The sequence below is a fragment of the Neorhizobium descurainiae genome (genome assembly GCF_051400715.1).
Lineage (GTDB): Bacteria > Pseudomonadota > Alphaproteobacteria > Rhizobiales > Rhizobiaceae > Neorhizobium.
Genome location: NZ_JBLFFK010000028.1, coordinates 42,544 through 66,859 on the forward strand (window position 1 = coordinate 42,544; position 24,316 = coordinate 66,859).

Consider the following 24,316-nt stretch of genomic DNA (forward strand, 5'->3'; position numbering starts at 1 on the left):
CCGGGTCATGGCAATCTCCAGGCCACCAGAACCAGCATGGCACCACCAATCAACATCGCGGCCAGTGCGGCAGCAACACCTCGGCCGGGGCGCGGCGGCTGCCAGCCGCCATCACTCGATGCACCATGGGGGCCGCCCGCGGCCGCGGGTTGATCGACTGTGTTGGCGCTGCGCTGAATCCGCAGTTCCGCCATCTTCCGCCGGATGCGTAAAGCGAGGATAACCGCCAGATATGCCGTCGTGAGCGCCGCCAGTACGGCCGCGAGACGGAGCGTATCCGATTGCGCCGTGAGCGGAGCGGCGCCAGCTGCCACGCGCCCGTCCATGTAGCTTCCCAGCAGAGCAGGTCCAGCAAGCGCGCCGAGTGCGTTGACGACGCCGAACAGCACGATGAAGCTGATCAATTCCCTGCTGCCATACTGGAGTGCGTTGGTGATGCCGAGCAGCAGCGCTGGCCCCAGGAAGAACGTCCCCGCGAACGCGATCCCCGCCTGCGACACATAGAAGCGCCACAGATCATGCGGATTCGCGGAGGTGCTCTCACCAAAGGCCGCGATCGCCACGACCCCGATGGCCAGCATCATCGGCCGCGCAAGCTTCTCGACGTTGATCGAGAGGGCGCTGGCGAGGACGCCGCAGGCGGCAGCGGTCAACATGACGGCCGAAAGCGTGAAGAGTTCACGCGATGTGCCGCCAAGCGACCGCACCGCCACCATCGCGACATCCTGTTCGGCCAAAACGATCCGCGCCAGGAAAACGGCCACGGCGAACCGCGCGACGTCGCCGCGCCCAAGCCAACGCAGATTGAGCAGCGGCGTCGTGCGACGGATTTCGATCGCGCCAGCCGTCAGCAAGGCGCCGATGGCGACGATAAGCGAGACAATTATCCACGGCGCCTGGAGCCATCCTTCCCAGCGGCCGAGCCCCAGCATGGCCGCGACCAACGCCAGCCCGCCGCCCATCAGCACGAAGGTCAGCAGGTCGATCGGCCGGAAAACCCGAGCCCGCTCGGCCGGCGGCAGACGCAGCAGCCCCACGGCGGCGAGCGACAGCAGGGCCAGACCGGCTTCGAGCAGGAAAAGCGAACGCCATCCCTGGCTGGCGAGCAATGATGGCGAGAGGAGCCGTGCCAACGGAACTGCGCACTGCGTCACGCCGATGCCGAGCACCAGTCCTCGGAAACGCCATCTCTCGGGAAAGGCCTGCATCATATGGAAGAGGCAAAGTGGGATGAGCGCGACGGAGACGAACCCGCTGGCGGCGCGCAGCAACAATACGGTGTCGTGGTCTGAAACTAGCAGATGAGCGAGCGCGAGTGCAGCGTAGAGGCCGAGCGAAGTCAGGGCGAAGTGGCGCAGGCCATATTGCTGGCGAATCTTGATCAGCAGCAGATTGGCCGAAACGGCGGTCATGACATGGCTGGTCGTCAGCCACGCCGCCTGTTCGACACTCAAGCTCAGAACCTGTTGCAGTTGAGCAGTGTTGACGCTCACCAGCGCGCTGCCGAGGCCCGCCGTCGTTCCCACCAGCACCGCGACCAGGATGTGGGCGAGCCTGGTCGCCGGATCGTGCGAGGGGGTTGCGGGCGAACCGGCGACAGCAGGCCGCTGATGCTCCGGAAAGTCATGGGGTTTATCATCTAGGAAGTCGCGAAACTGGGTCATGAGTCTGCAATCACGTAGTTCATCGAAAGGATTTGACCCCGAACGAGGCTAGGATATGAGGAAGCTGAAACAAAGAAACGCCACTGACGATTGCGCTACCGAAGGCAATACCGTTGACACCCACAGCGTCGGCGGGCGCAGACATGTTAGCCGGATATGAGCTTTTTGCCGGCGGCAGGCATGCATCATCCATGGTCATCGCGGACGCTTTCCAGTCCACGATCCCAGTACGGTTGAAGCCCAAATCGACCGACAACCCAGTCGAAGAAGAGCCAGCGGTGTCTATTTTGCGTAGGTCAGAACCGCCGCTGTGGCGCGATGCCCCGCGCGACGAGCCGGTCCGCTCCTAAAAGACCCGCGACCTAGACGCCGTTCGAACACGCTATTTGATGATGGTGCAAAGTGAAATGAGAGTGGAGAGCTAGTAGGGGTAGTATCTAGTTTGCTCCCACTCTCCTATGTTAAAAGTCACGGGCCCGCTGGCGTGTGTTTAGGTCAGCGTGCCGCCATCAACTGTCAGGATGGTTCCGGTGATTTGCCGGGCCGCACCAGATGCGAGGAATGCCACTGCAGCCGCGACATCCTCCGGCTCGCCGTACCGGCCGAGCGGAATCAGAGCACGCTGGAAATCTCCGAACTCGCCCTCGGCCGGGTTCATTTCCGTGTTGGTTGATCCCGGCTGAATGAGGTTGACGGTAATGTCACGCGGGCCAAGTTCTCGCGCCAGACCGCGGGTAAATGATTGGAGTGCCGATTTAGTCATCGAATAAACCGTCGATGGTCCGACAATGCGTTCTGCGCCTGCGGAACCGATTGTGACGATACGGCCGCCTTGGCCGAGATACGGCATCGCGGCCTGCGATGCCAGGATCGGGGAGCGAGCGTTGACGGCGAAGAGGGCGTCGATCTCGGCGACGGTGAAATCCGCCACATCCTTGTAGATCGCGATAGCCGCATTGTTCACCAAGATGTCGAGGCCGCCCAACGCCTGCGCCGCCTCATCAACCGACCGCTTGACCGCATTGGGGTCCATGCTGTCAGCCTGGATAGCCAACGCTTTGCGCCCTTTGCCTTCGATCGTTGCGACAACTTGCGCTGCCCGATCAGCGGCGCGTTCATACGTGATCGCTACGTCGGCGCCTTTTTCGGCCAGTGCGATTGCGATCGCGGCTCCGATGCCGCGAGACGCACCAGTCACAAGCGCACGTTTACCTGCTAGTTCACTCATCGATTTATTCCTTTCTTTATCGACAGGGGAAATGTTCGCCCGGCCGCCTTGCGGCGGGCGTCCGTGCGGCCTGCCGCCGTACGATTATTTTCGGATTACGCGATCAGGACCGGGAGACCGCTCAAGCGGCGGTTGTCCATGTCGTCATGCGCGCGGGCTATCTCGTCGAACGGATAGCGTGCGGTTTCGAGATCACTGAAGATGCCTGAGCGCAGCGCATCCCATAGCTGAGAGGTCGCGATCTCGACTGTCGGTCCCCGGACGTATTGCGGGGCACCGCCGCTGCGGACATCGATGCCTCGTCGCACAACATCAGAGGCCGGCGCTGACTGACCCGTCGCGGCTCCGATCGCGGCAATTACACCACCATCGCGGACGCTTGACACACCCAACGAGAAGGTCGCCAGGCCGACCAGATCATAAACGACGTCGACACCGTCAGGTGCGATCGCACGGATCTTGGCGGCGATATCTGGCTCGCCAGCGTGGAAGGCGTGAGTAGCACCGGCCGCGACCTTGTCGAGCTTATCCGGCGATCCGGCGACGCCAATCACGGTTGCGCCCAGCGACTTCGCCCAGCGAGACAGGATAGCACCCACGCTTCCCGATGCCCCAAGTACCAGCACCGTGTCGGTGGGTTTGAGATCGTGGAGACCACGCATCCCCATCCAGGCCGTCGCACCCTTTGCCAAAAAGGTCGCCGCGATCTCGTTCGAGATATCGGCGGGCAGCCGGATGAGCGGCCCGGTCGGAATGATCCTCTCGGTGGCATACGCGCCTTCCGAAAAGAAGTAAGCGACCCGGTCGCCGACCGACAGCCCCTCGACGCCGGATCCGACCTCGGTGATCGTCCCGGCCGCTTCAAAACCTGGGACCGCCGGCAACGCCATCGGATACTGACCTTTTCGTACCATCGTATCGACGAAGTTGAGGCCGATCGCATCTTGAATGAGTCTGACCTCGCCGGCACGAGGCGCGCGCAGGTCTTTCTCGATGACTTGTAAGACCGACGGTCCGCCGGCCGACTGCATTTGAACGAATCTTGTCATGATCTTGTCTCCGTGTTCCAGATGGCGCGCGGCGTTCCGATTGCAGAGGAAGGAGCGCAGCGATGTTCAATCGAACTTGACGAGGTTGAGAGCGGGCAGCGGGCCGCCGGGGAACTGAACCAGCTGGCTGCCGACCGCGAGGCCGCCGAGATCGATCCCGAAGAAGCCGAGGCGATCAATGATGGCGGCGACCTCAGCCTTCGCCCTCATATCGTTGCCCGAGTAAAACAGGACGCGCCTGCCTCCTTCAGAGCGGGGGTCGCCCGACAGTTGCTTTGGTGTCAGGTGGTTGAACGCTTTGACGACGCGCGCGCCTGGCACGAGGGCGGTAAAGATATCCGTAGAGGTGCGGCCGCCAAGGTCCGCCGGCCGGTAAAGCGGCGCTTCGATAGAGTTGTTGGCATCAATTACGATCTTGCCGTCGAAGTTCAAACCGGCGAGCGCACCAGGTATCTTTGACCACGGGACCGCCACGAGAACGATGTCTTGCGCCGCGGCCTCTTGCAGGCTTCCAGCTCGGACCGTGCTGCCTAGCTTCGAAACAAGCATCGTGAGGCTTTCCGGTCCTCGGCTGTTTGCGATCACGGCTTCGATTCCCGCCTTGGCGAGCGCAGTGGCAAATGCACCGCCTATATTGCCGGCTCCGATAATTCCTACGGTCATGACCCACTCCTTTACGGTTCGTGAGAATTTTGTCTGCGACGGTCGGTTTTCCCGCCGCATCCTGGGCCTGATGCGGTTGGCGTTGCAGAAAACCGGTGCTGCTGTTGGCTGGAATATGGCTGGCAAATACACGCAGCATAAGTCATAAATGAATTGTTTTAGTTTCAATCAACGTTTGAAGGTTATTCCCATGGAGACACTGGCAAACCTTGAAGCCTTCGTTCGAAGTGCAGAAGCGAGCAGCTTTTCTGGGGCTGCACGGCGTCTCTCGATCACACCGGCCGCAGTCAGCCGGAATGTCGCAATGCTGGAAAGGAACCTCGGTATACGGCTGTTTCACCGCTCAACGCGGAAGCTGACCCTGACCGAGGCAGGGGAGTCGTTTCTGGCAGGCATTGGCGAAAGCCTAAACCACCTTCAGGGGGCTATCGAAGGGGCATCACATACGAATCGTGAGCCTGTCGGCGTTCTGAAGATCAGTACGAGTTTGTCGTTCGCCATGGGATACGTTCTTCCCGCATTGCCCGACTTTCTGGCTCGTTATCCAGGCATCAGGCCTGACTGGCATTTTGACAGCCGCAAGGTCGATCTTATTGCCGAGGGCTTTGACGCCGCGATCGGCGGTGGTTTTGAGCTCAATCCGGGCATCGTTTCCACGACGCTCGCACCGGTCCACGTCATCGCGGTCGCATCGCCCGCCTATTTTGCTGGACGTCGCCGGCCAATCAGCCCTGCTGATATGGCCAATCATGCCGGAATCTTGATGCGGTCCTCGAATTCGGGCCGGATACGGCAATGGATGATGCGTGACGCCCAAGGGCGCGAAGAGCGTGCGCTGCTCAACGAGACGGTCGTGATGAGCGACGCGGCGGCCATGGCGCAGGCGGCGATCGCGGGGTTAGGCATCGCACTGTTGGCGGTACCCGACGTCCTTCCGCAAATGGAAAGTGGAGCGCTCGAACGAGTCCTTCCGAAGTGGTATGCCGATGCCGGGTCTATATCGCTGTACTATTCAGGCCGCGTGCTTCAACCGTTAAAGACGCGCGCATTCATCGATTTCTACACTGAGTATTTTCGTCGCGAGCGCCTGAGTGTTCGATTTGCCGGAAGTCTCACGTAGCGCCCATACGTCTTTGCCACCCGCGGATAAAAAGCTGTCTCCGGAACCGCATCAATTACTCAATATTCAAAAGACGCTTGAATGTGATCCAAGCGACTCTCCACAAGTGGTTTAGGAAGGGGCTGCGCAAATATCACTCCACCAAATACATGGACTCGACGGAGTGAATTATGACTGAGGAATCCTTTTCGCGAACCTTGCCATTAAGTGGCAGGATCGCACTCGTTACCGGTGGTTCACGGTCGATTGGGGCATCAATCGTCCATCGTTTAGCGGCCGACGGCGCTCAGGTCGCTTTCACCTATCGCGAATCACCCGCGAAGGCTGAGGAAGTCTCCCTCGCCATTGAGAAAGCGGGGGGGCGCGCACTGGCTATTGCAGCTGATGCCGCTAATCCGGATGCAATACGAGCCGCCGTTGCCGAGACGGTCGATAGGTTCGGAGGCCTCGACATTCTTGTAAATAATGCAGGGATCGCCTTCGCCGGTCCGATCGACGAAATCGCATTCGATGACTACCAGGCAATGCTCGCGGTCAACGTAACAGGCGTTTTCGTTGCTACGCAGGAAGCCGTACGTCATATGAAGGATGGCGGCCGGATCATACAGATCGGCAGTTCAATCACGAAATATGCCGGGGTACCTGGCCTGTCAGCGTATGGTCTCACCAAGGGCGCTGTCGCCGGCTTCAACCGAAGCCTGGCTCATGACCTCGGGCCACGCGGCATCACAGTCAACACAGTGCATCCGGGCCCAACCGACACTGATATGAATCCTGTTGATGGCGAGTTTGCCGCTATGCAAATCTCGCGTATCGCGGTGGGCCGCTATGGAAAGCCTCAGGAAATTGCGAGCGTTGTCGCATTCCTTGCAAGTCCAGAGGCTTCATTTGTAACGGGTGCCGACATCCGGGCTGATGGTGGTTTCACATCCTGAAATATGCCGGAGCGAAATCCAAAATTCGCTTCGACGCCCCCATGGATTTCGAGGGCTTCGGCTCGACTGGCGCAATCCTTTATACGGCTTCGGCGACCCTTACTGGCGCGATGGTCATCCTCGAGCTCAAGAGGCAGTAAGTGGAGAGGGTCGATCCGCGGTCAACAATTGGCAGATAAATATTACACGGCTCTCCAAAGCGCGAGCACAGAATCAGGCCGGCCTTCCTTCGGCGACCTGTAGCAATACGTTTCGATCATCTCAGGACTCTGAACTCAGTCCATCCCCCTAGCCGATCGGTTGCATTTCTTCACGCATCTTTGGGTTCCTCGTTGCGCAACACTGGGTTCTCGAACCCCTATCTTGATTGAGGCCGGTCCGATCCGAGATGATTGGCGATGATGCCGAGGTGGCGCCGATCGCGGCGAACTCGGTTCCAAGTTACGAGAAGGACCAGAATTATGCTGCAGAGATCGATTGACCGCGTCACAAGCATACCTCCACTCGGCCCGGGCTTCGACGGCGAGCGGCACAAGGCCGCATTGGTGATCGCGCCCGGCGACCTTGCCTCGACCGATCCGTTCTTCCTGATGGCCGACGACAACATCACACTGGAGGGACGTTTCGGCGGTGCACATCCCCATGCCGGCCTCGAAACAGTGACCTTCATGCTCAAAGGCACGATGGAGGATACCGGAGGCCGGCTGGAGGAAGGCGATGTGGAGTGGATGACTGCGGGCAGCGGCATCGTCCACTCGGAGAATGCGGTGGTCTCGACGGGGATGCGTCTGTTCCAGCTCTGGCTGATCCTGCCGGAAGCGCAGCGCAACATGCGCCCCCGGGTGCAGGTCCTGCGCCGTGCCGATATGCCGGTGCACGCTGAGCCGGGGGTCACGGCGATAGTCTACAGCGGCCAGCTGGAGGATGCGGCAGCGCCGACCTTGAACGCGGTGCCTGTCACCTTGATCGACGTTCATATGGAAGCAGGAGCCGCCTTCGCGCCGCAATTGCCCGCCTCCTACAACGCCTTCGTCGTCTTGATCGATGGCGAGGTGGAGGCTGGCGTCACCAGCGAGCAGCTGACCACAGGCTCGGTGGGCACCACGCCGGTGGGCGATGGCACGAGCTCGCTCACGATGCGCGCACGTGATCGCGGCGCGCGGGTGCTGCTTTACGCCGGGCAGCCACAGAGCATCGAGGTGGTAGCGCAAGGGCCGTTCATTGCGGGATCGGCGAGTGAGCTCGCCGGCTACTATGCCGCTACCGTCAGGGCAAGTTCCCTCATGCCGGCACGATGCGGCCGGTCGCCCCTGCGTAGGAACGTTTCGTCGCGCCGCGATTGTCGTGCGGCACCCTCCAAGGAAAAGGGTTAGCAGAAGAGTCGAAAAGTAGTCGATCGGCACGCCCGCCGTTCTCAAGATTGTCGAGACGGACGTCGGATCACCCGGGGCGGGTCAGGTGCGACTGGTCCAGGATGCGATCGGCATCAACTATGTCGACGTGATGGTGCGCACCAGGCTCTTCCAGATGCGCCTGCCCGCCACGCTGGGCTTCGAGGCGGCGGGTGTGATCGACGCTGTCGGACCGGGCGTGACGGGGTTCGAACGGGGCGACCGCGCCGCCTATTTCTTCGTCGAGGGAGCCTACGCCACAGCGTCACTGAAACCCGCAGAGAATCTGGTCCGGCTGCCCTATGACATCTCCAACGAGGTCGGGGCAACGTTCCTAGCGAAGGGCCTGACCGCGTGGATGGGGCTGTATGCGCTGCACCGGCTCACCGCCGGCGACGTCATCCTCGTGCTCGGCGCATCGGGCAGTGTCGGTTCAATTCTTTCGCGTTGGGCGCGTGCGCTCGGCGCGACGGTAATCGGCGTGGCTGGGTCGCCTGAGAAGCTCGCCAAAGTCGAGGCGGGCGCAACCCACGCGTTTCTTGCAAGCGACCCGGAGCTGTCCACCAAGATCCGCGCGATCGCGCAGGCCGGTGTCGATGTGGTCTATGATTTTGTCGGGAAAGCGACCTTTCCGGTGGGCGGTGCCGCCGTGCGCGATGGCGGCGTGATCGCGGCGATCGGCGCTGCGTCGGGGCAGCCTACGGCAGCGACCGAGCAGATGGCGTCGCGCGGCATCCAGATCCGTGCCGGCGGAACCCCGCAGTATGTGCATGGCGGAACCGTCGCGGTCGCTACGGAACAGCTCTGGGACGCGGTCCGGGCAGATCTTTTCAGCGATCTCGAAGTCGTCCGCTATCGCTTCGACCAGATCGGTACAGCGCACGCCGACATGGAGAACCGGCGCTGACGGGCCTTCCTGTCCTGACCGTCTGATAGGCAGCCCCATGCTTGTCGCTGATAGCACGTTCGGTTATACATCCACATGATGGATTTACACGGCATCGACCTGAACTTGCTCGTGGCGCTCGACGCGTTGATCGCCGAGCGGAACGTCACGCGTGCCGGCCAGCGTATCGGACGCACGCAACCGGCGATGAGCGCCGCGCTCAATCGTTTGCGGGCATTGTTGCGGGACGAATTGTTCGTCAGGGGACCCAACGGCCTCCAGCCCACACCACGCGCGCTGGAGTTGGCGGAGCCGATCTCGCTGGCACTGCGCAACATTCAGCAAACGCTGGAATTCACGCAAGAGTTCGATCCGTCTGCTGCGGCGATGACGTTCTCGCTGGGGCTCTCGGGGCATACCGAAAGCGTGGTTCTTCCGCCTCTGATCCGGATTCTCGCCGACCGTGCGCCGTCGGTTGACCTTCGAGTTCGCGACTATGCCAGCCGGGACGAGGCTACGCGCATGCTGGACGCCGGCGAGGTTGACATGGCAGTCGGACTTCCGCCGGTCGAGACCGGCCGAATCCTGAGTGCCCGTTTGTTTCAGGAACGCTTCGTGTGCATCCTGCGCAGGGATCATCCTGCGGCGAACCAGCCGCTCGACATGGAACGGTTCCTGTCGCTGCCCCACATCCTCGTCTCGCCGGAAAACGAAGGGCTGGACGTGGCCGACGCCGCGCTCGCCACCAAGGGCCTGAAGCGCCGCGTCGCAGTCACGGTTCAGCATATGGCGAGCGCGCCGGAACTGGTCGCGGCTTCCGACATGGTCGCAACCGTTCTGGAGAGCGTCGTCAGGCAATCGGGCTGTTCGGAGCGACTCACGGTGCGGGACTTTCCGCTGCGACTGAACCCCGTGCCGTTCGTCCTGAATTGGCATCGCCGCAACGACGCGCATCCGGCGCAGCGCTGGCTCCGCAGCTGCCTTTCCGGCGCCTTCCCGCAAGTGTGGCAAGGTTCCGAACAGGTCTGCGCCGACCTCCGACAGCAATATTACTGAGGCGGCCCCACAGCGAACCATCCACGCGATGGATGATGGTGCATATCAGATATCGATTTCAAGATATCGATTCCGCCAGTTTAAATGCCCGGCGACAGCGCCAATGAGCGCTCGAATATCAATGCTGGAGCATAATCATGACGGACAGGAAGTTTCGTGTCGGGATCATCGGTGCAGATACGCAGGCGAGCTGGGCTGGCGCATCACACGTCCCCGCGCTTGCGGCGCAGCCATCGCTGGTGCTGGCAGGCGTGGCGACACGCCGGGAAGATAGCGCGAGGGCTGCGGCCGAGGCGTTCGGAGCCGAACGCTGGTACGCGGATCCCTATGAGCTCATTCGGGACGAAAGCATCGACGTCGTAACCGTCGCGGTGAAGGTTCCGGCGCACCATGACCTGGTAATGGCGGCGCTGAAAGCGGGTAAGGCGGTCTATTCAGAGTCACCGCTCGGAGCGACCTTAGCGGAAACCGAGGCGATGGCGGCCGCGTCCAAGTCGCTTCATACCGCGATCGGATTGCAGGGCCGCCACAATCCGGCTGTGCGCCGCGCCGCGGAACTGGTCGCTTCCGGCAAGCTTGGACGTCTGCTGTCGGCCCGCATCGACGCGACGACGTTCGGCTACGGGCCCCAGACGACGAGCAACTACGACTATTTCAACAAGGCCGCGTCGGGCGCGAGTTTCATGACGATCACGAGCGCCCATGTTCTCGATGTGATCGAAGCTGTTCTGGGTGACATCACCGAGGTCGACGCCCGCGTCACGCTACTCTGGCCGGAGATCGAGGTCGTCGATACCGGGGATATCTCGGCCCGCGAGATCCCGGATCATCTTGACCTGATCGCCAAGACCTCGAGCGGAGCGCCGGTATCGGCCCAGGTGCTCGCCGGCGTTCCGGCCGAAGACGCGCACTTCACTTTCGAAATTCGTGGAACCGAGGGACGGCTGACCCTGACCGGCAATCACCTCGCCGGTGCACAGGTCGGCGATCTCAGGCTCACGGCGACCGTCGCGTTCACACCACCCGACACGCCGATCGCGACAGGCGTGGGTCCGACCGCCGCGGATTTTTGGGCAGGCGCCGCGATCAACGTCGGGGAAGTCTACGCCTCGCTCGCGCGTGACCTGATCGCGGGCACTTACAAGACGCCGGGGTTCGATCACGCGCTTCGCAACAGCCGCCTGGTTGCTGCGGTGGAGCGCGCGGCCCGGACGGGCGAGCGGCAGCGCGATCTCGGCTGACCTGATTTTCAAACGGGACCCGGCGTCACGTTCTACGCGCCGGGCCGTCAAGACAAGGAGATGTGGTACGCGGATGCGCAAGCTTGGCAGCAGCGGACTGTTCGTGTCCGAGCTCTGCTTCGGTGCGATGACCTTCGGGGGATCGGACGGTCTGTGGGGACAGGTCGGAAAACTGGGGCAGGACGATGCGGATGCGCTGATCGGCGCCGCGCTGGATGCGGGCGTCAACCTCTTCGATACGGCCAACATCTATGCGCATGGCCGGAGCGAGGAGATCCTGGGCCGATCGCTCAAAAGTTTGGGCGTGGCGCGGGACGATGTGGTTGTCGCGACGAAGGTGGCGTCGTCCATGGGCGATGGACCGAACCGAGGCGGTGCGTCTCGGCTTCACATCCTGAGCGAGTGCCGCGCCAGTCTGCGCCGATTGGGGATCGACCATATCGATCTCTACCAGATTCATGCCTTCGACCCGGCGACCCCGATGGAGGAAACGCTGGAGGCGCTCGACACCCTCGTTCGTGCAGGCGATGTTCGCTACATCGGGCTGTCAAACTGGGCCGCCTGGCAGATCATGAAGGCGATCGGCATTGCGCGCGCGCGAAATCTGGGGCCGATCACCTCGCTGCAGGCTTATTACACGCTCGTCGGCCGGGACGTGGAGCGCGAGATCGTGCCGCTCCTCGCCTCCGAGCAGGTGGGCCTGATGGTATGGAGCCCGCTCGCCGGAGGCTATCTGACCGGAAAGTACGCCGACGGCGGAAACCCCGAAGGTGCACGGCAGACCGAACTCGACTTCCCGCCGATCGACCGCGTCCGGGGTGAGCCGCTGATCCGCGTCCTCAGGGACGTTGCCCGCAAGCATGATCGCAGTCCCGCGCAGGTGGCGATCGCGTGGCTCCTCAAACAGCCGGTGGTGTCGACCGTCATCATCGGCGCCAAACGGGTCGAGCAGCTGCGGGAGAATGTTCAGGCCACAGAGGTCCAGCTTGAGCCGGACGACATGGCGCGTCTCGATTCCGTCAGCCGCCTGCCGGTCGAGTATCCGGGCTGGCTTCTGAATGCGCCGAACAGTCGCGGCTCGTGATCCTTGCGGGTTACATGGCTGTCGTTCGCCTGGGTTCCTCAAACAGCAACCCCATGTTTCATGTCTGCCAGCTACTGCAACGCGATCGAGGCGATTAGCTTCCTAACAACGTTCAACAAGGCGCAACGCTCAACAAGGAGATATTCATGCCGGCAGTCCTCGTTCACGGTGTTCCTGACACTCATCGCCTCTGGGATCCCGTCCGCTCACATCTGGCGCGCACCGATATCGTCGCACTCGATCTCCCGGGCTTTGGCACGCCGCTGCCATCAGGTTTCGCCTCGACCAAGGAGGAGTATCTCGACTCGTTGATCAAGCAGGTCGAGCAGATCGGCGAACCCGTGGACCTGGTCGGCCATGACTGGGGCTGCCTGCTGACAGGGCGCCTCGCGTCGATCCGCCCCGATCTGGTGCGAACCTGGACCGGAATCAGCGGGCCCATCGATCCAGAATACCCATGGCACTATCTCGCCAAGATCTGGCAGACGCCAGGTGAAGGCGAGCAATGGATGAAGGACCTCGACCTCGAGGAATTTGCGGCGAAGCTCGTCGAGGCGCAGATGCCGCGAGATGCGGCGGATGAATCGGTTCGGCATCTCGATGCCACTATGCGGGCAAGCATTCTCGCACTTTACCGTTCCGCAATCGAGGTCGGCGCGGAGTGGAAGCCGGGTTTGAGCAGCATGACCGCGCCAGCGCTGGTGATCTGGGGCATGGACGATCCGTTTTTGCCGCACCGCTTCGCCGACGAGCTCGGCAATGCCACACGCGCACGCGCCGTCGTGAAGCTGCGCAGCTCACATTGGCCGATGATAGAGCGTCCGGCCGATGTCGCGCGCGAACTCGAGGCCCATTGGACTCACGTTTAATTCCCTGCGTTTGCGTTACTTGGGCTCAAACCCACGCAGCCGCAACGCGAACGGCAATGATTGGTCACCCGCTATGCGCCCAGCATTTGTCCGGAAACGAAACCATGGTGAAGCAGCGCGGCGAGCATTGCCCGGGTTGCACCAGACAGGAGCACGCCTACATGACAAATTCAGCAAACACCCGGATCGGCGTCGGCATCGTCGGCGCCAGTGCTGATCGAGGCTGGGGCGGAATTGCTCACGTCCCGGCGCTGCGGGCGCTCGATGCGTTCCAGATCCGCGCTGTCAGCACGACTCGTATGGAGAGTGCGAAAGCGACCGCTAGCCGACTGGGCGCCGATCTTGCCTTTGACACACACCAGGCGCTGGTCCTGCGACCGGAGGTCGACTTGGTGGTGGTTGCGGTTAAGGTGCCGGAGCACAAGCAGATCGTTTCCGACGCGCTCGCCGCGGGCAAGATGGTCTATTGCGAATGGCCGCTCGCGCGAAACCTATCGGAAGCGGAAGCGCTGGAGGGGTTTGCCCGCGAACGGCGGCTGCGGACGGCTGTTGGGTTGCAGGGCGGCCTGCACCCGCCGATCCGCTACCTTCGCGACCTCGTCCGGCAGGGCGTGATCGGCATGCCGCTCAGTACGAGCATCCGAGCGCATTTGACCGACGCCATGTGGCTCGGCCGATATGACCCGCCGTTCGAGTACATGGCTCGCGCAGAGAATGGCGCCACGCTTCTAAGCATCATGCTCGGCCACGCGCTCCAACCGCTCGCGCACGTACTCGGCGCATTTGAGAGCCTGTCCGCCGTCGTCGCCAATCAGCGAGGCGACGGTGTCCGCCTCTCGGATGGCACGTCCCTCCCGAAGGACGCGCCGGACGAGATCGTCGTCGCCGGCGTTCTCGAAGGCGGGATCGTCACTTCGCTGCACTACAGTGCCGGGCAGTCCGCCGGCTCGGCGATGGTGTGGGAGATCCAAGGCACCGAAGGCAGTCTGCGCGTCGAGACGGCATCGGGCTACATCCACTTCGGCGATGTGACCATCACTTTGCGCCGCGGCAGCGAGCCTGTCCAGCGGCTACAGGTCCCGCCCGCATATGCGGCTCCCGACCTGCAACTCGACGCACCCGCGGCTGGTGTCGCCCGCCTCTACGCCCAGTTCGCCGCCGACCTCCGCGATGGAACCGCCGATGTGCCGGGCTTCGCGGTAGCGCTCGATCGTCACCGGGTGCTCGAGGCGATCACACAGGCCGCTGAAACAGGTCATCGCCAGCATCTGTCCCATCCCGACCTAGTCAATTCCAATCTCTGAAAACCCGGGGAGTTTCCTGACCATACCCGTGCACCTCATGCACGAAAAAGTTCAGTCGATAACGCGGCTGCGGCGAAGATCGTCATCTCAGCTTTCCGTCGGAGCCCCCAGATACGTGTCAAATCTGGGCAAATCAGGGAAAATGCGGCGTATCGGTATTAGAAAGCTACAACTCGGTGGCAAGAGGTGCTCTTCGCGGATTAAGGCGCACCTTCCCACGTTGCGGGAGCACTAGCATGAGGATACTTCTGGTCGAAGACGAGGTGGAGTTCGCCAAAGCAATGCGCGGCGCCCTCGAACGTGATCGCTTCGTGGCCGACTGGGTGACTAGCATTTCGCTTGCGAGAGAAGCATCCCGGTCGCAGGTGCACGAGCTCGTTTTGCTTGATCGCACGCTGCCTGACGGCGACGGCCTCAGCCTTATTCCACAGCTGCGGGTAGACAATCCGGGCGTGCCTATCATTGTGTTGAGCGCTCGCGGGGAACTGAGCGACCGCGTAGCCGGGCTTGATGATGGCGCCGACGATTACCTGGTGAAGCCTTTCGACCTGGAGGAAATGCTTGCTCGCATCCGGGCCGTGCAGCGCCGCCCGAACGAACTTGCACCAGACGAGATCGTCGTCGGTGACCTCGTATTCGACATGGCCTTTGGCGAAGCACGGGTTCACGGAACGCAGTTGGTACTGCAAAGGCGTGAAGTTGCAGTGCTCACTGCGTTGATTCGGCGCCGCGGGCGCGTTGTCCTGCGCGAGTCCCTTGAGGAAGCAGTCTACGGCTTCGACGACGCTATCCAGTCGAACACACTCGATTCCCATATCTCACGCCTGCGTCGAAAATTCAGCGATGCTGGCGCCGGCGTCGAGATTCATACGGTCAGAGGGGTGGGTTATTTGCTCAGGGTAAGGATTGAAGCGCCGTCAGCCATCATTGAAGTCGCGCCTCGTTACCAGGCAGTTGATCCTCCAGTTTCTGACGGTCGCGGCCGCCGCCATCGGATTCATCATCTTTTTCGTCAATTCGGCTCTTGATGGGATGTATGTCGAGGAGGCCGTCGTAAAAGTCGCGGCAAACTCGATCGTCCGAGATGCAGCCGGTACCCCAATAGTGGAAGTGACGCCAGAGCTGGCGAAACTTCGCGAGGAATCGCCGGATCTCTGGTTCGCGGCCCGGCTTGGCGACGGCAATGTGGTTGCCTTCGGCCATGTGCCGGCGGAGTACGCTCCCCTCGTTCCCCACCTCGACAAACTGTCTTCGGCAGACATGCGGGGGCAGTTCGAGCCATTTACCCTTTCCGCCCTGGTTCGGCAGGAATCCGGCCCCGCAGGCGATATGAAGATCATTGCGCATGGTCGGGTCCAGCCCTTCACGGCGCTCATCACCATTGCATCCAATATCGTAGCCGCTACCATTTTCCTCACCCTGGCTCTCGTCTCCGTCGTCGCGACGCCCATGATCATCACCCGCGCCTTGGCCGGTGTCATAAAGACTGCGGAGGAAGCAGAGCGGATCGACGCCGGGCGTCGCGGCATCCGCCTTTCGGAAGACAAGGTTCCACGCGAGATCGGCCCGCTCGTCCGCGCTGTCAATAGAGCTTTCGACCGTCTCGATGAAAGTTATGATCGTCAGCACCGCTTCATCGCGTCGGCCGCGCACGAGCTGCGCACGCCGATCGCTATTTTGAGAATGAAGATCGACGCCGCGACCGACAAGGGCCTGCGGTCGCTCTTGCCGGACGTATCACGGCTTGCGACGCTGTCCGAGCAACTGCTCGATCTTCATCGGTTGGACAATGGCGCGCCGAGCGACCGGATCGACCTTGTTGCGATCGCCCGCAGTGTCGCTGCCGATCTGGCGCCGGTGCTGATCGCATCGGGCAAGGCAATCGAGGTGATCGTTCAACAGCCCGGAATGATCATGGGCAATACCGGTTCGATAGAACGCGCGCTCACAAATCTCATCCAGAATGCCGTCGAGCATGGCGGCGACGAGGTGATCGTGCGGGTCAACGGCCCCTCTGTGGAAGTGGAGGATAACGGTCTCGGTATACCGGGAGAGGAACACGAGCGGGTGCTGGAGCCCTTTCACCGGCTGCGGCCGCGCTCTTCCGGTGCTGGCCTGGGTCTCAACTTGGTAAAACAGATCGTGGATCATCATGGCGGCTGCATCACGATTGCGGATGCTCGTAGCGGCGGCGCGATTGTACGATTGGAGTTTCCTGCGGTGTCGTAGCCGAGCGCGAGCCAATGTTGGCGCAATGTTCCTCTGTGCATCTGCACCGGCGGAGCGAGCGTGGGCCTCCTGCCTCCATTTCGCTGTCTCGCGCTTTGCCCGCAGTGGAGATTGATAGTGATCACAGATGATCGATGGGAACGGCCTTGCTAGCCAGAGATGCTGATCGGTCTCGTCGCTTACGCAGTGCTTCTTGTCGGGTTCGGCCTGCTGATGGGACTGCTGCCCAGCAACGATCCTGTTGTCCTGGGAGTGGTCGGCTCAACGGCAGGTGGTTGCGTCGGCGTCGGCGCTTTCGCGGCCGCATATAGCCTGCGGATACGGGCTCTGCGTCCGTTCGGGTTCCGGCCGGCCGATCGCCGGTGGCTCATCATTGCCGCCGGAGCGGGGATAGTCGGCTATGGTCTCAACCTGATCATACAGTTTACATATCTGACGTTGTTCGGAAGCAATGATCCTCAAAGCATCCTGCATGCAGCCGCGCGTGGCGGCCCGCTGCCCTTTCTCCTGTCCTTCCTAGGCGGCGCCGTTTTTACGCCCTTCGGCGAGGAAATCCTGTTCCGGGGCGTGATTGCGAATGCGCTCAACCGCTACGGTGCGTTTGCCGGCGTCGTACTCAGCTTAATTATATTCGGTCTCGCGCACGGCGTCAGCGTGATCCTGCCCGTCGCGATCATGGTGGGTCTTCTATCCGCCGTCCTTTTCCGGGCGACGGGATCGGTTTGGCCCAGCGTCGTTCTCCACTGCGTCTACAACGGGGCTAACAGCATCGCGTCGGCGTTCGGCTTCGCACCTACGCCGTAAATCGCAATAAACGCAGTCCGATCTGCTGAAACGTGTCGTGAGCCTAGGGAGTGAAACAGGGCGAGGAAATCGTCGCGCCCGGAACAGCCTGCGCCTGTTGCCATAAGGCAGCCCTTACTACTTGGGTGGGTAGGGCTCCATGTCCGCGGACCAATAATGTCTGGCGATGTTCTGACTGTTTCGGATGACGTGGTAGGCAATATCCGGTTCGCCTCCTTCAAAAGTGTCCGGATCTGCACCGCACATCAGGCAATACATTCACTGATGAACGACGCCTGCAAAATATTCCAGCACCGGCGTGGCGTCTTCCTGATCTATTGCTCGCATGTCTTCGGTAGCCTGTTTGACCGCCTCTTCCAAAGCCAGAGAGACCGCAGCAGCCAGCGCCGTGTCCGCACGTTTGATGACATCGACGGTTTTTGTTTCAGCCGGCGTAAGAACAGGGCAGCTTTTTGTCATACTAACTCCGTGAATTTTGGTAGTTTTGCATGTGCAGCCACTGCGCCTAATCTGGTGGAGTGGTGAGAAGCGACAGGTAGCTTCTCGCTCTTTCGGTAAACTCGCGGTCGGTGTCGGAGAGGCGCTCAAGCCTTGCATGGCGGGCGTCGATTGCCGCTTCAAGGCGATCTGTGATTTCCGGATCCGACGCACGGGCGTGATCGACCAGAGCGCGAACAACAGTTTTCAATGCGAAGTTCTGTGCAGAGAGTGCCAGCTGCTGTCGTTCACTCTTGTCTCTTTCGATATCCACCCGCCGGTCTTTCTTCTTCCGAAGTGCTGCCGAACTGCCGCGCTCTCTCCCAGTGACGGGCAACGCTGCGGCCCATATAGAGGATTTTCCATGCCGTTTCTGGATCTCCTCCCGTGTTGGTTCTCAAGTCGGCCCCACACAGGCGTAGGAACAGGTGGCGGAGGACGGCGTCCGCGAAGTAGTCCTGTGGTGATCTGCCGACACCGAGCGACTGAAGTTCATGCCCTGCGGTCTGGGCGGCGCGCTCAATAGCTTCATCGACAGCGGCGGTTAGGGTCTTATCTGCCTCCTGGAATAGGTGGGGTTCTTTCTGCATGCTATCCTCTAATGCTGTGCAGCCGGGCTCCTGGGCAGTCGCTCATTTGCGAAGAACATCCTGCCACTCAGGATGACGCTCAAGCTGTGCTTTCGCAAATGAGCAGAGGGAATAGTTGCGGTCTCTTCTCGTCGGGCGTTTTCGACCGCTTGCCGTGCAAAGGCGTTCACGGTCCTTCCGGCCCGCACGTGAACCTTATCTCGGAAACTATACCGTCCTGATAAGGGGTTCCTGATGCACGACAATCCGCGCATGATAGGGGACTCGGTCATAAAGATCGACGATGTCGTGGTTGATCAATCTCACGCATCCGGAAGAGACGCTCTTGCCGATAGACTGCCACTCGTGACTACCGTGTAGCCGATATAGAGTGTCTTGCCGGTTCTGGAAGATGTAGAGCGCCCGCGCGCCGAGCGGATTCATGATCCCCGGATCCATGCCGCCGTTCGCGACGGAATAGACTTCCAATTCCGGCTGACGAGCGATCATCTCTGCAGGAGGTTTCCATCGTGGCCACGGCTGGCGCCAGTGGATGATACCCTCGCCCTTCCAGGCAAACCCGTCTCGGCCTATACCGACGCCGTACCGCATGGCCGTACCGCCCTCTTCAACGAGATATAAGAAGCGGTTGGGCGTATCGACAACGACCGTGCCAACCTTTTCTCCCGTCGGGTCAGCAACACGCTGGCGATAATACTTCGGGTCCATATTCTGGTAGGGGATGGCAGGCACGAAATGCCCTCCGTCCTCGAATGCCGCATAACGAGCCTGAAGCTCAGGATCGGATGCAACTGGCGAAGGTGATTGAACTTGCTTCGCCAACGGCATCTGCTCCGGAGTTGGGTTGTTCGTCGCGCAGCCGGAAAGAACTGCGGCGGCGGACATGGAGCCAAGGAGAAAGGTGCGGCGGGATATGTGATGGGTCACTAGCTGCATAGATAGTATTCACTGGTCTCTAACCGTCGTTGCCGGAATGGCAACATCTCGGGACCAGAAGAACAATTTCGTCCGAGTAATGTCTATCGCTTATCGAGTAATTGCACGCATAACTGATTGTTATAAGGCGCATCCCAAATCATCAGGACTTTGGCTTATTCCTTCAATTTCTTTCAGACGCGGCATAACGAAGTCGGTAAAGGCGCGCACCACGGGACGCATGAACTTGTTCGACGGGTAGGCAAGGAACGCCTCAGTCGGCTTCACTGCGTAGGCGGGAAGCACGCGCACAAGCCTGCCTTCGGCGATCAGGTCTGTTACGAGACACCATTGCACCTGTCCGATCCCTCGGCCTGCCAGGAGTGTGTTGAGAAGAACGTGAGCGTCATTCGTCCGGAAGACAGGTTTGACCGGAATTTCGATTGTCGGAGATCCGGATCGCATCAGCGGCAACATATTCTTGCCCGACAGGACGACGAAGGTCGAGATTATGCTGAGGCTTGATAACTGCTCCGGAGATCTCACCTCGCCGACGCGTTCGAGATAGCTGGGAGCGGCAACGAGAATACGTTGCATCCAGCCGAAACGCCGGGCAATGACCTCCTGAGCCTCTATCCGGCCATAGCGCAGGGTGAGATCAAAATTCTCATAGATGAGATCGACGGTACGGTCGTCCAAGACAAGATCGACAGCGATTTTTGGATGCAGGTCCTGAAAATCCAGAAGGATGCCGTGAAGGTGCTTTGAACCGATACAGGATGGGGCGTGAATGCGGAGATTGCCTTCGATTTCCCCTACGTTCAATCGGATACCCTCAAGGGCGGCATCAATGGATGCGATCGCGCCGCGGCTTGCTTCGTAAAGCTCCATACCGTGTGCGGTCGGGCGGATATTCTGCGGCGATCGCTCGAGAAGCCGTGCATTCAGATGTCGCTCAAGATTGAGAAGATGTTTTGTGACGGCGGGCTGCGAGATGCCGAGATCGCGCGCCGCGCCAGTCATGGAGCCCTTCTCTACTGTTCTGATGAATGCCTTCAGGGCCGCGTTCAAATCCACTTATAACTCCTGGCTATCACATCGAGTATGCCATAGCTAAAATGCAAATGTGGCCATGCCGCGACTGATCTTGAGTTCAGACCCCGTATTTCGAGGCTCAAGGTCGAGGCCTTCAGGGGGCGGGCTAACTCTCCACGTCGAACTCAGTCGCGAAGACCACTGCAATGTTCCCGAACGGGTGCCCTAACGCCGCGCGCTGATTTTTCTCGGTTGCGTGCTTAGCGCCGGAAAGGCGCTTCCAAGGGGGCCGGACTGCTCCCGGAGCATTCTTAAACTCAGACAATGTTGCCGCAATCTTCTCCTGCTCTGTGGGGTTTCGGCTGGTCATGGCCGCTGTGGGGCGCCGCTGTGTCTCGCTCGCGTCGTCAACGAACCGCCAGCGCTCATTCTCGAAAGGAGATCAACAGAATGCTGCAACGCCCTTCCATTGACGATCGTCGGCCCGCGGTAACCGTCCTCTCCATCGCCCTCGTTGGCCTCGCTCTATCAGCGTGTGTGTCGGCCGAAGAACGGCAGTACAGGGACGCGAATACCTGCCAGAGCTTTGGGGCACCCTACGGGTCTCGCGCTTATACGAACTGCATGCTGGAACAACAGGCGCGGCGCGACAACGCGCAACGGGAGTCGCTCGAGCGGACCCGATTGACGCAAGAGATTGCAAGAGACGCTCAGGTCATGGCCGACCGCGCGCGCTGGGACCGCTGCAGGCGGGATCCTGATCGGCGCGAGTGCAGGCGATAGAAACAGTCGGCCGCTGATACTACGCCGGCTCGGCTTCGACCGCAGCAGAAGCGGCGGTGCCCGACAACAAGGGGTTTCCCATGAGATTGCTTATCCCGCGCCTTTCTTGGCGCGGATCTTCATCCAAGCGCGAGGCGCGGCGTTCATTGCGAACGGGGCTGGCCGTCCTGTCGGCGACGGCATTAGCCATAGCTCTCCTGTCGGAAATTAGCACGGCATCCGAAAACAAGGGAAACACAATGACCTATCCGCCCACCGAGCGCACCGACACAGTCGACACGCATTTCGGCGCAACGGTTGCCGACCCTTATCGCTGGCTGGAAGGCGACATCCGCCGCGACGGGAAGGTTGAAGCCTGGATTACTAAGCAGAAAAATTTGACCGAAGACTACCTCGCCACGCTTCCCGGTCGCGACCTGTTCAAGCAGCGCCTCCAGGCGCTTTTCGACCACGAACGCCTTCCGATCCCGCCTGAAAAGCGCGGCGACCGTTATTTCTTCGTCCGAGGCGCCGGTTTGGAGGCGCAACCCGTCCTGTATGTCCGCGAGAACGGAACGGATCGCGTTGTAATCGACCCCAATAGCTGGTCTGAGGACGGAGCAACCGCGCTTGCCGAATGGGCGGTCTCGCATAACGGCCGCTATCTCGCCTACGCCATCCAGGAAGGCGGCGCCGATTGGCGGACCATACGCGTGATGGATATCGACACCGGCAGGATCCTCGATGACAAGATCCGCTGGGCGCGCTTCATGAAGATCGGGTGGGCGCAGGATGATTCCGGCTTCTTTTACTCCCGCAATGCCGAGCCAGAAGAAGGTGCCGCCTTCGAAGCGCAGGTGCTCGAGCATACCGTCAACTTCCACCGACTTGAGACGCCGCAGTCGCAGGACCGCCTTATCTACGCTTCCGACATCGATCAGCCGCTCATCCACATGGCGTTGACGACGGCGGACGGCCGCTATGTCGTGATCCATTCATCGCGGCTTGGAGGCGGCAACGGCATTACCGTCATTGATCTGGTGGAGGATGGGTGGACGCCCGAAACGCTGGTCTCCTCGCTCGATCATGCATGGACCTTGATCGGAAACGTCGGCGCGCGGTTGTTCTTCACCACGGAGGAAGGCGCCGAACGCGGCAAGGTCGTCGCCATCGACTTCGATGCGGAAAAGCCGGCTTTCCAGGACTTCGTCCCGCATCGGGAGGATGCCGTCATTCTCGGAAGCAACATCGTCGGCGATCGGCTCGTGGTTTCCTACATGGTGGATGCAAAGACGCAGGTCGAGCGCTTCAAGCTGGACGGCACGCGCGATGGTGTTGTTGAACTTCCCAGCACCGGCACGGCTGCCGCCTTCAGGGGGCGGCCTGGCGACAATGAGTCATTCTACGTCTTCAGCAGTCAGGATACGCCCACTGCGATCTATCGCTACGACGTGGCGACCAACACGAGCACTGTCTGGGCGAAGCCCCGGATTGCGAGCGATCTCGATCAACTCGTCGTGGAGCAGCACTTCTTCGCCTCGAAGGATGGTACGCGCATTCCGATGTTCGTCATGCGGCGCAAGGACGTGACAGGCCCGGCCCCCACCATGCTGTACGGCTATGGCGGCTTCGGAATTCCGCTCATCCCATATTTCTCTGTGGAAGCGCTAGCTTGGGTGGAGCAAGGCGGCGTCTACGCCATGCCCAACATCCGCGGCGGCGGCGAATATGGCCGGGCGTGGCACGAAGCCGGGCGGCTAACGAACAAGCAGAACAGCTTTGACGACTTCATCGCCGCTGCAAAATTCCTGAAGCGCGAGGGCATTACGCCGCCCGACGGGCTGGCGATCCACGGCGGGTCGAACGGTGGCCTTCTGGTTGGAGCGGTGGTGAACCAACGTCCGGATCTCTTTGCCGCGGCCTTGCCCGATGTCGCCGTGCTGGACATGCTGCGCTTCCCGCTGTTCACGGGCGGACGGTTCTGGACTCAGGAATACGGTGACCCGGCGGTGCAAGCCGACTTCGATAACCTTCTGTCCTATTCACCGCTCCACAACGTCCAGGACGGCACGGACTATCCCGCCATCCTGACCACGACCGGCGACACGGACGATCGAGTGGTGCCGGCGCACTCGTTCAAGTATGTGGCCGCGCTCCAGGCAGCCGCCCTCGGAAATCGGCCTCGGCTCCTACGCGTCGAAACGAAAGCGGGACACGGAGCGGGCAAGCCGACGGACAAGATCATCGAGCAGACGGCGGACATGTGGGCCTTCGCGGCACACTGGTCAGGCCTGCGCCTCCAAACCGGAAGGTAACCCACGGCGGCGGCCGTCCCGCCTTCATCCGCAGCGAGTTCGTCGCTCGCTTGGTGGGCGCTTGTTCCTGATGGCGACAAGCGCGCACGTCCATTTCACTTTGACGAGCATTCGGTCAGAGGAACCGCCCATGGGAACCACATCGAGCTGATCCCGCAGGCCGGCGCCTTCCAAACTGCGCATGATGCGGATGCACTCGCCGCCTTGTTCAAGGAAGATGCCGTGTTTGAGCCGTGCATCAGACGCCAAGGATTTCGTTCAGGCTCGGCCATAGACTGCTCTGGGTCATGGGAATACCGACCCGAGGTCGGATCGCCTAATTGACCAACTGCAAAGTTTATCGAGCGCCGTCGCGCTTGTTTCCCAGATCAGCCCGATACGCGGCTTCCGGATATCCGGAAGCAAGCATTCGGCGTTGGTGCTTCCGGCCTATCAGAGGAGTGCCGTTGGCCTGTCGTCACGTCGTATGTCCATCGGACACGCGCATGATCCGCGCCTGCGGCAGCCCGCTTTGCACCTGTCGATTTTGGATTTTGCGCTTTTATGTCGGGAATTTAGCGTCTGATCGCAGTGCTCTGGCGTGGTGGATCGTAGTTTTGGGCTATTATGGGATACTGTAGCGTGGTTGCGGGGGCAGGATTTGAACCTGCGGCCTTCAGGTTATGAGCCTGACGAGCTACCGGGCTGCTCCACCCCGCG

Annotated in this window: 19 protein-coding genes, 1 tRNA gene and 2 pseudogenes; 13 read left to right on the forward strand and 9 right to left on the reverse strand. The window is 61.0% G+C overall.

Translation table 11 applies throughout. The features are described from left to right. Positions 1-5: 5 nt before the first annotated feature. From ACMGE0_RS29875 to ACMGE0_RS29890, 4 genes are all read right to left on the reverse strand, one after another. Positions 6-1,664: an MFS transporter gene (locus ACMGE0_RS29875; RefSeq protein ID WP_436819526.1), complete on the reverse strand. Its 1,659-nt coding sequence runs from the start codon at positions 1,662-1,664 to the stop codon at positions 6-8. A 490-nt stretch (positions 1,665-2,154) separates the two neighbouring features. Then, the gene (locus ACMGE0_RS29880; RefSeq protein ID WP_093002189.1) at positions 2,155-2,892 is read right to left on the reverse strand and encodes an SDR family NAD(P)-dependent oxidoreductase; all 738 of its coding nucleotides are present in this window, start codon (positions 2,890-2,892) and stop codon (positions 2,155-2,157) included. A gap of 95 nt (positions 2,893-2,987) precedes the next feature. Further along, positions 2,988-3,941, reverse strand: coding sequence for a zinc-binding dehydrogenase (locus tag ACMGE0_RS29885; RefSeq protein ID WP_436819527.1), 954 nt, complete (start codon positions 3,939-3,941; stop codon positions 2,988-2,990). A 66-nt stretch (positions 3,942-4,007) separates the two neighbouring features. Continuing rightward, on the reverse strand, positions 4,008-4,664 hold the full coding sequence (locus ACMGE0_RS29890; protein WP_436819546.1) for an NADPH-dependent F420 reductase: 657 nt from the start codon (positions 4,662-4,664) through the stop codon (positions 4,008-4,010). A 130-nt stretch (positions 4,665-4,794) separates the two neighbouring features. Here ACMGE0_RS29890 and ACMGE0_RS29895 point away from each other — a divergent pair, with 130 nt between their 5' ends. The 12 genes and pseudogenes from ACMGE0_RS29895 (at position 4,795) to ACMGE0_RS29950 (ending at position 17,523) form a co-directional block, all read left to right on the forward strand. Continuing rightward, the gene (locus tag ACMGE0_RS29895) at positions 4,795-5,724 is read left to right on the forward strand and encodes a LysR family transcriptional regulator (protein WP_436819528.1); all 930 of its coding nucleotides are present in this window, start codon (positions 4,795-4,797) and stop codon (positions 5,722-5,724) included. A gap of 170 nt (positions 5,725-5,894) precedes the next feature. Continuing rightward, positions 5,895-6,659 (forward strand): 3-oxoacyl-ACP reductase family protein, encoded by a 765-nt coding sequence (locus ACMGE0_RS29900; protein ID WP_436819529.1) that lies wholly within the window; start codon positions 5,895-5,897, stop codon positions 6,657-6,659. A 461-nt stretch (positions 6,660-7,120) separates the two neighbouring features. Next, positions 7,121-8,032, forward strand: a complete 912-nt coding sequence (locus tag ACMGE0_RS29905; RefSeq protein ID WP_436819530.1) for a pirin family protein — start codon at positions 7,121-7,123, stop codon at positions 8,030-8,032. Positions 8,033-8,117: 85 nt separating this feature from the next. Next, entirely contained in the window at positions 8,118-8,957 is an 840-nt protein-coding gene (locus ACMGE0_RS29910) for a zinc-binding dehydrogenase (protein WP_436819531.1), read from the forward strand. Positions 8,958-9,032: 75 nt separating this feature from the next. Beyond that, positions 9,033-9,992, forward strand: a complete 960-nt coding sequence (locus ACMGE0_RS29915) for a LysR family transcriptional regulator (protein WP_436819532.1) — start codon at positions 9,033-9,035, stop codon at positions 9,990-9,992. Between the two features lie 137 nt (positions 9,993-10,129). Beyond that, positions 10,130-11,233 carry a Gfo/Idh/MocA family protein gene (locus tag ACMGE0_RS29920; protein ID WP_436819533.1) on the forward strand — a complete coding sequence of 368 codons (1,104 nt, stop codon included), beginning with the start codon at positions 10,130-10,132 and terminating at the stop codon, positions 11,231-11,233. A gap of 73 nt (positions 11,234-11,306) precedes the next feature. Beyond that, the gene (locus ACMGE0_RS29925) at positions 11,307-12,317 is read left to right on the forward strand and encodes an aldo/keto reductase (protein ID WP_436819534.1); all 1,011 of its coding nucleotides are present in this window, start codon (positions 11,307-11,309) and stop codon (positions 12,315-12,317) included. Positions 12,318-12,463: 146 nt separating this feature from the next. Continuing rightward, complete coding sequence (locus ACMGE0_RS29930; protein ID WP_436819535.1) at positions 12,464-13,186, forward strand: alpha/beta fold hydrolase; 723 nt, start codon at positions 12,464-12,466, stop codon at positions 13,184-13,186. A gap of 104 nt (positions 13,187-13,290) precedes the next feature. Beyond that, a complete protein-coding gene (locus ACMGE0_RS29935; RefSeq protein WP_436819536.1) occupies positions 13,291-14,490 on the forward strand; it encodes a Gfo/Idh/MocA family protein in 1,200 nt (399 codons plus the stop codon). A gap of 236 nt (positions 14,491-14,726) precedes the next feature. After that, a pseudogene (locus tag ACMGE0_RS29940) lies at positions 14,727-15,389 on the forward strand (response regulator); the annotation flags it as partial. A gap of 55 nt (positions 15,390-15,444) precedes the next feature. Beyond that, positions 15,445-16,719, forward strand: coding sequence for a sensor histidine kinase (locus ACMGE0_RS29945; RefSeq protein ID WP_436819537.1), 1,275 nt, complete (start codon positions 15,445-15,447; stop codon positions 16,717-16,719). Positions 16,720-16,878: 159 nt separating this feature from the next. Then, entirely contained in the window at positions 16,879-17,523 is a 645-nt protein-coding gene (locus tag ACMGE0_RS29950) for a CPBP family intramembrane glutamic endopeptidase (RefSeq protein ID WP_436819538.1), read from the forward strand. Between the two features lie 117 nt (positions 17,524-17,640). Here ACMGE0_RS29950 and ACMGE0_RS29955 read toward each other — a convergent pair. The 4 genes and pseudogenes from ACMGE0_RS29955 to ACMGE0_RS29970 all read right to left on the reverse strand — a co-directional run bounded on the left by ACMGE0_RS29955 (position 17,641) and on the right by ACMGE0_RS29970 (position 20,582). Further along, positions 17,641-17,982 (reverse strand): annotated as a pseudogene (locus ACMGE0_RS29955) (hypothetical protein). Positions 17,983-18,028: 46 nt separating this feature from the next. Continuing rightward, a complete protein-coding gene (locus ACMGE0_RS29960) occupies positions 18,029-18,274 on the reverse strand; it encodes a hypothetical protein (RefSeq protein ID WP_436819539.1) in 246 nt (81 codons plus the stop codon). Between the two features lie 523 nt (positions 18,275-18,797). Further along, complete coding sequence (locus ACMGE0_RS29965) at positions 18,798-19,526, reverse strand: L,D-transpeptidase family protein (RefSeq protein WP_436819540.1); 729 nt, start codon at positions 19,524-19,526, stop codon at positions 18,798-18,800. 120 nt (positions 19,527-19,646) lie between these two features. Next, positions 19,647-20,582, reverse strand: coding sequence for a LysR family transcriptional regulator (locus tag ACMGE0_RS29970; RefSeq protein WP_436819541.1), 936 nt, complete (start codon positions 20,580-20,582; stop codon positions 19,647-19,649). Positions 20,583-21,562: 980 nt separating this feature from the next. On the opposite strand from ACMGE0_RS29970, the gene ACMGE0_RS29975 reads away from it, so the two are divergent. Further along, positions 21,563-23,617 (forward strand): prolyl oligopeptidase family serine peptidase, encoded by a 2,055-nt coding sequence (locus tag ACMGE0_RS29975; RefSeq protein ID WP_436819542.1) that lies wholly within the window; start codon positions 21,563-21,565, stop codon positions 23,615-23,617. Between the two features lie 622 nt (positions 23,618-24,239). On the opposite strand, the gene ACMGE0_RS29980 is transcribed toward ACMGE0_RS29975, so the two are convergent. Continuing rightward, positions 24,240-24,316 (reverse strand) — tRNA-Met (locus ACMGE0_RS29980).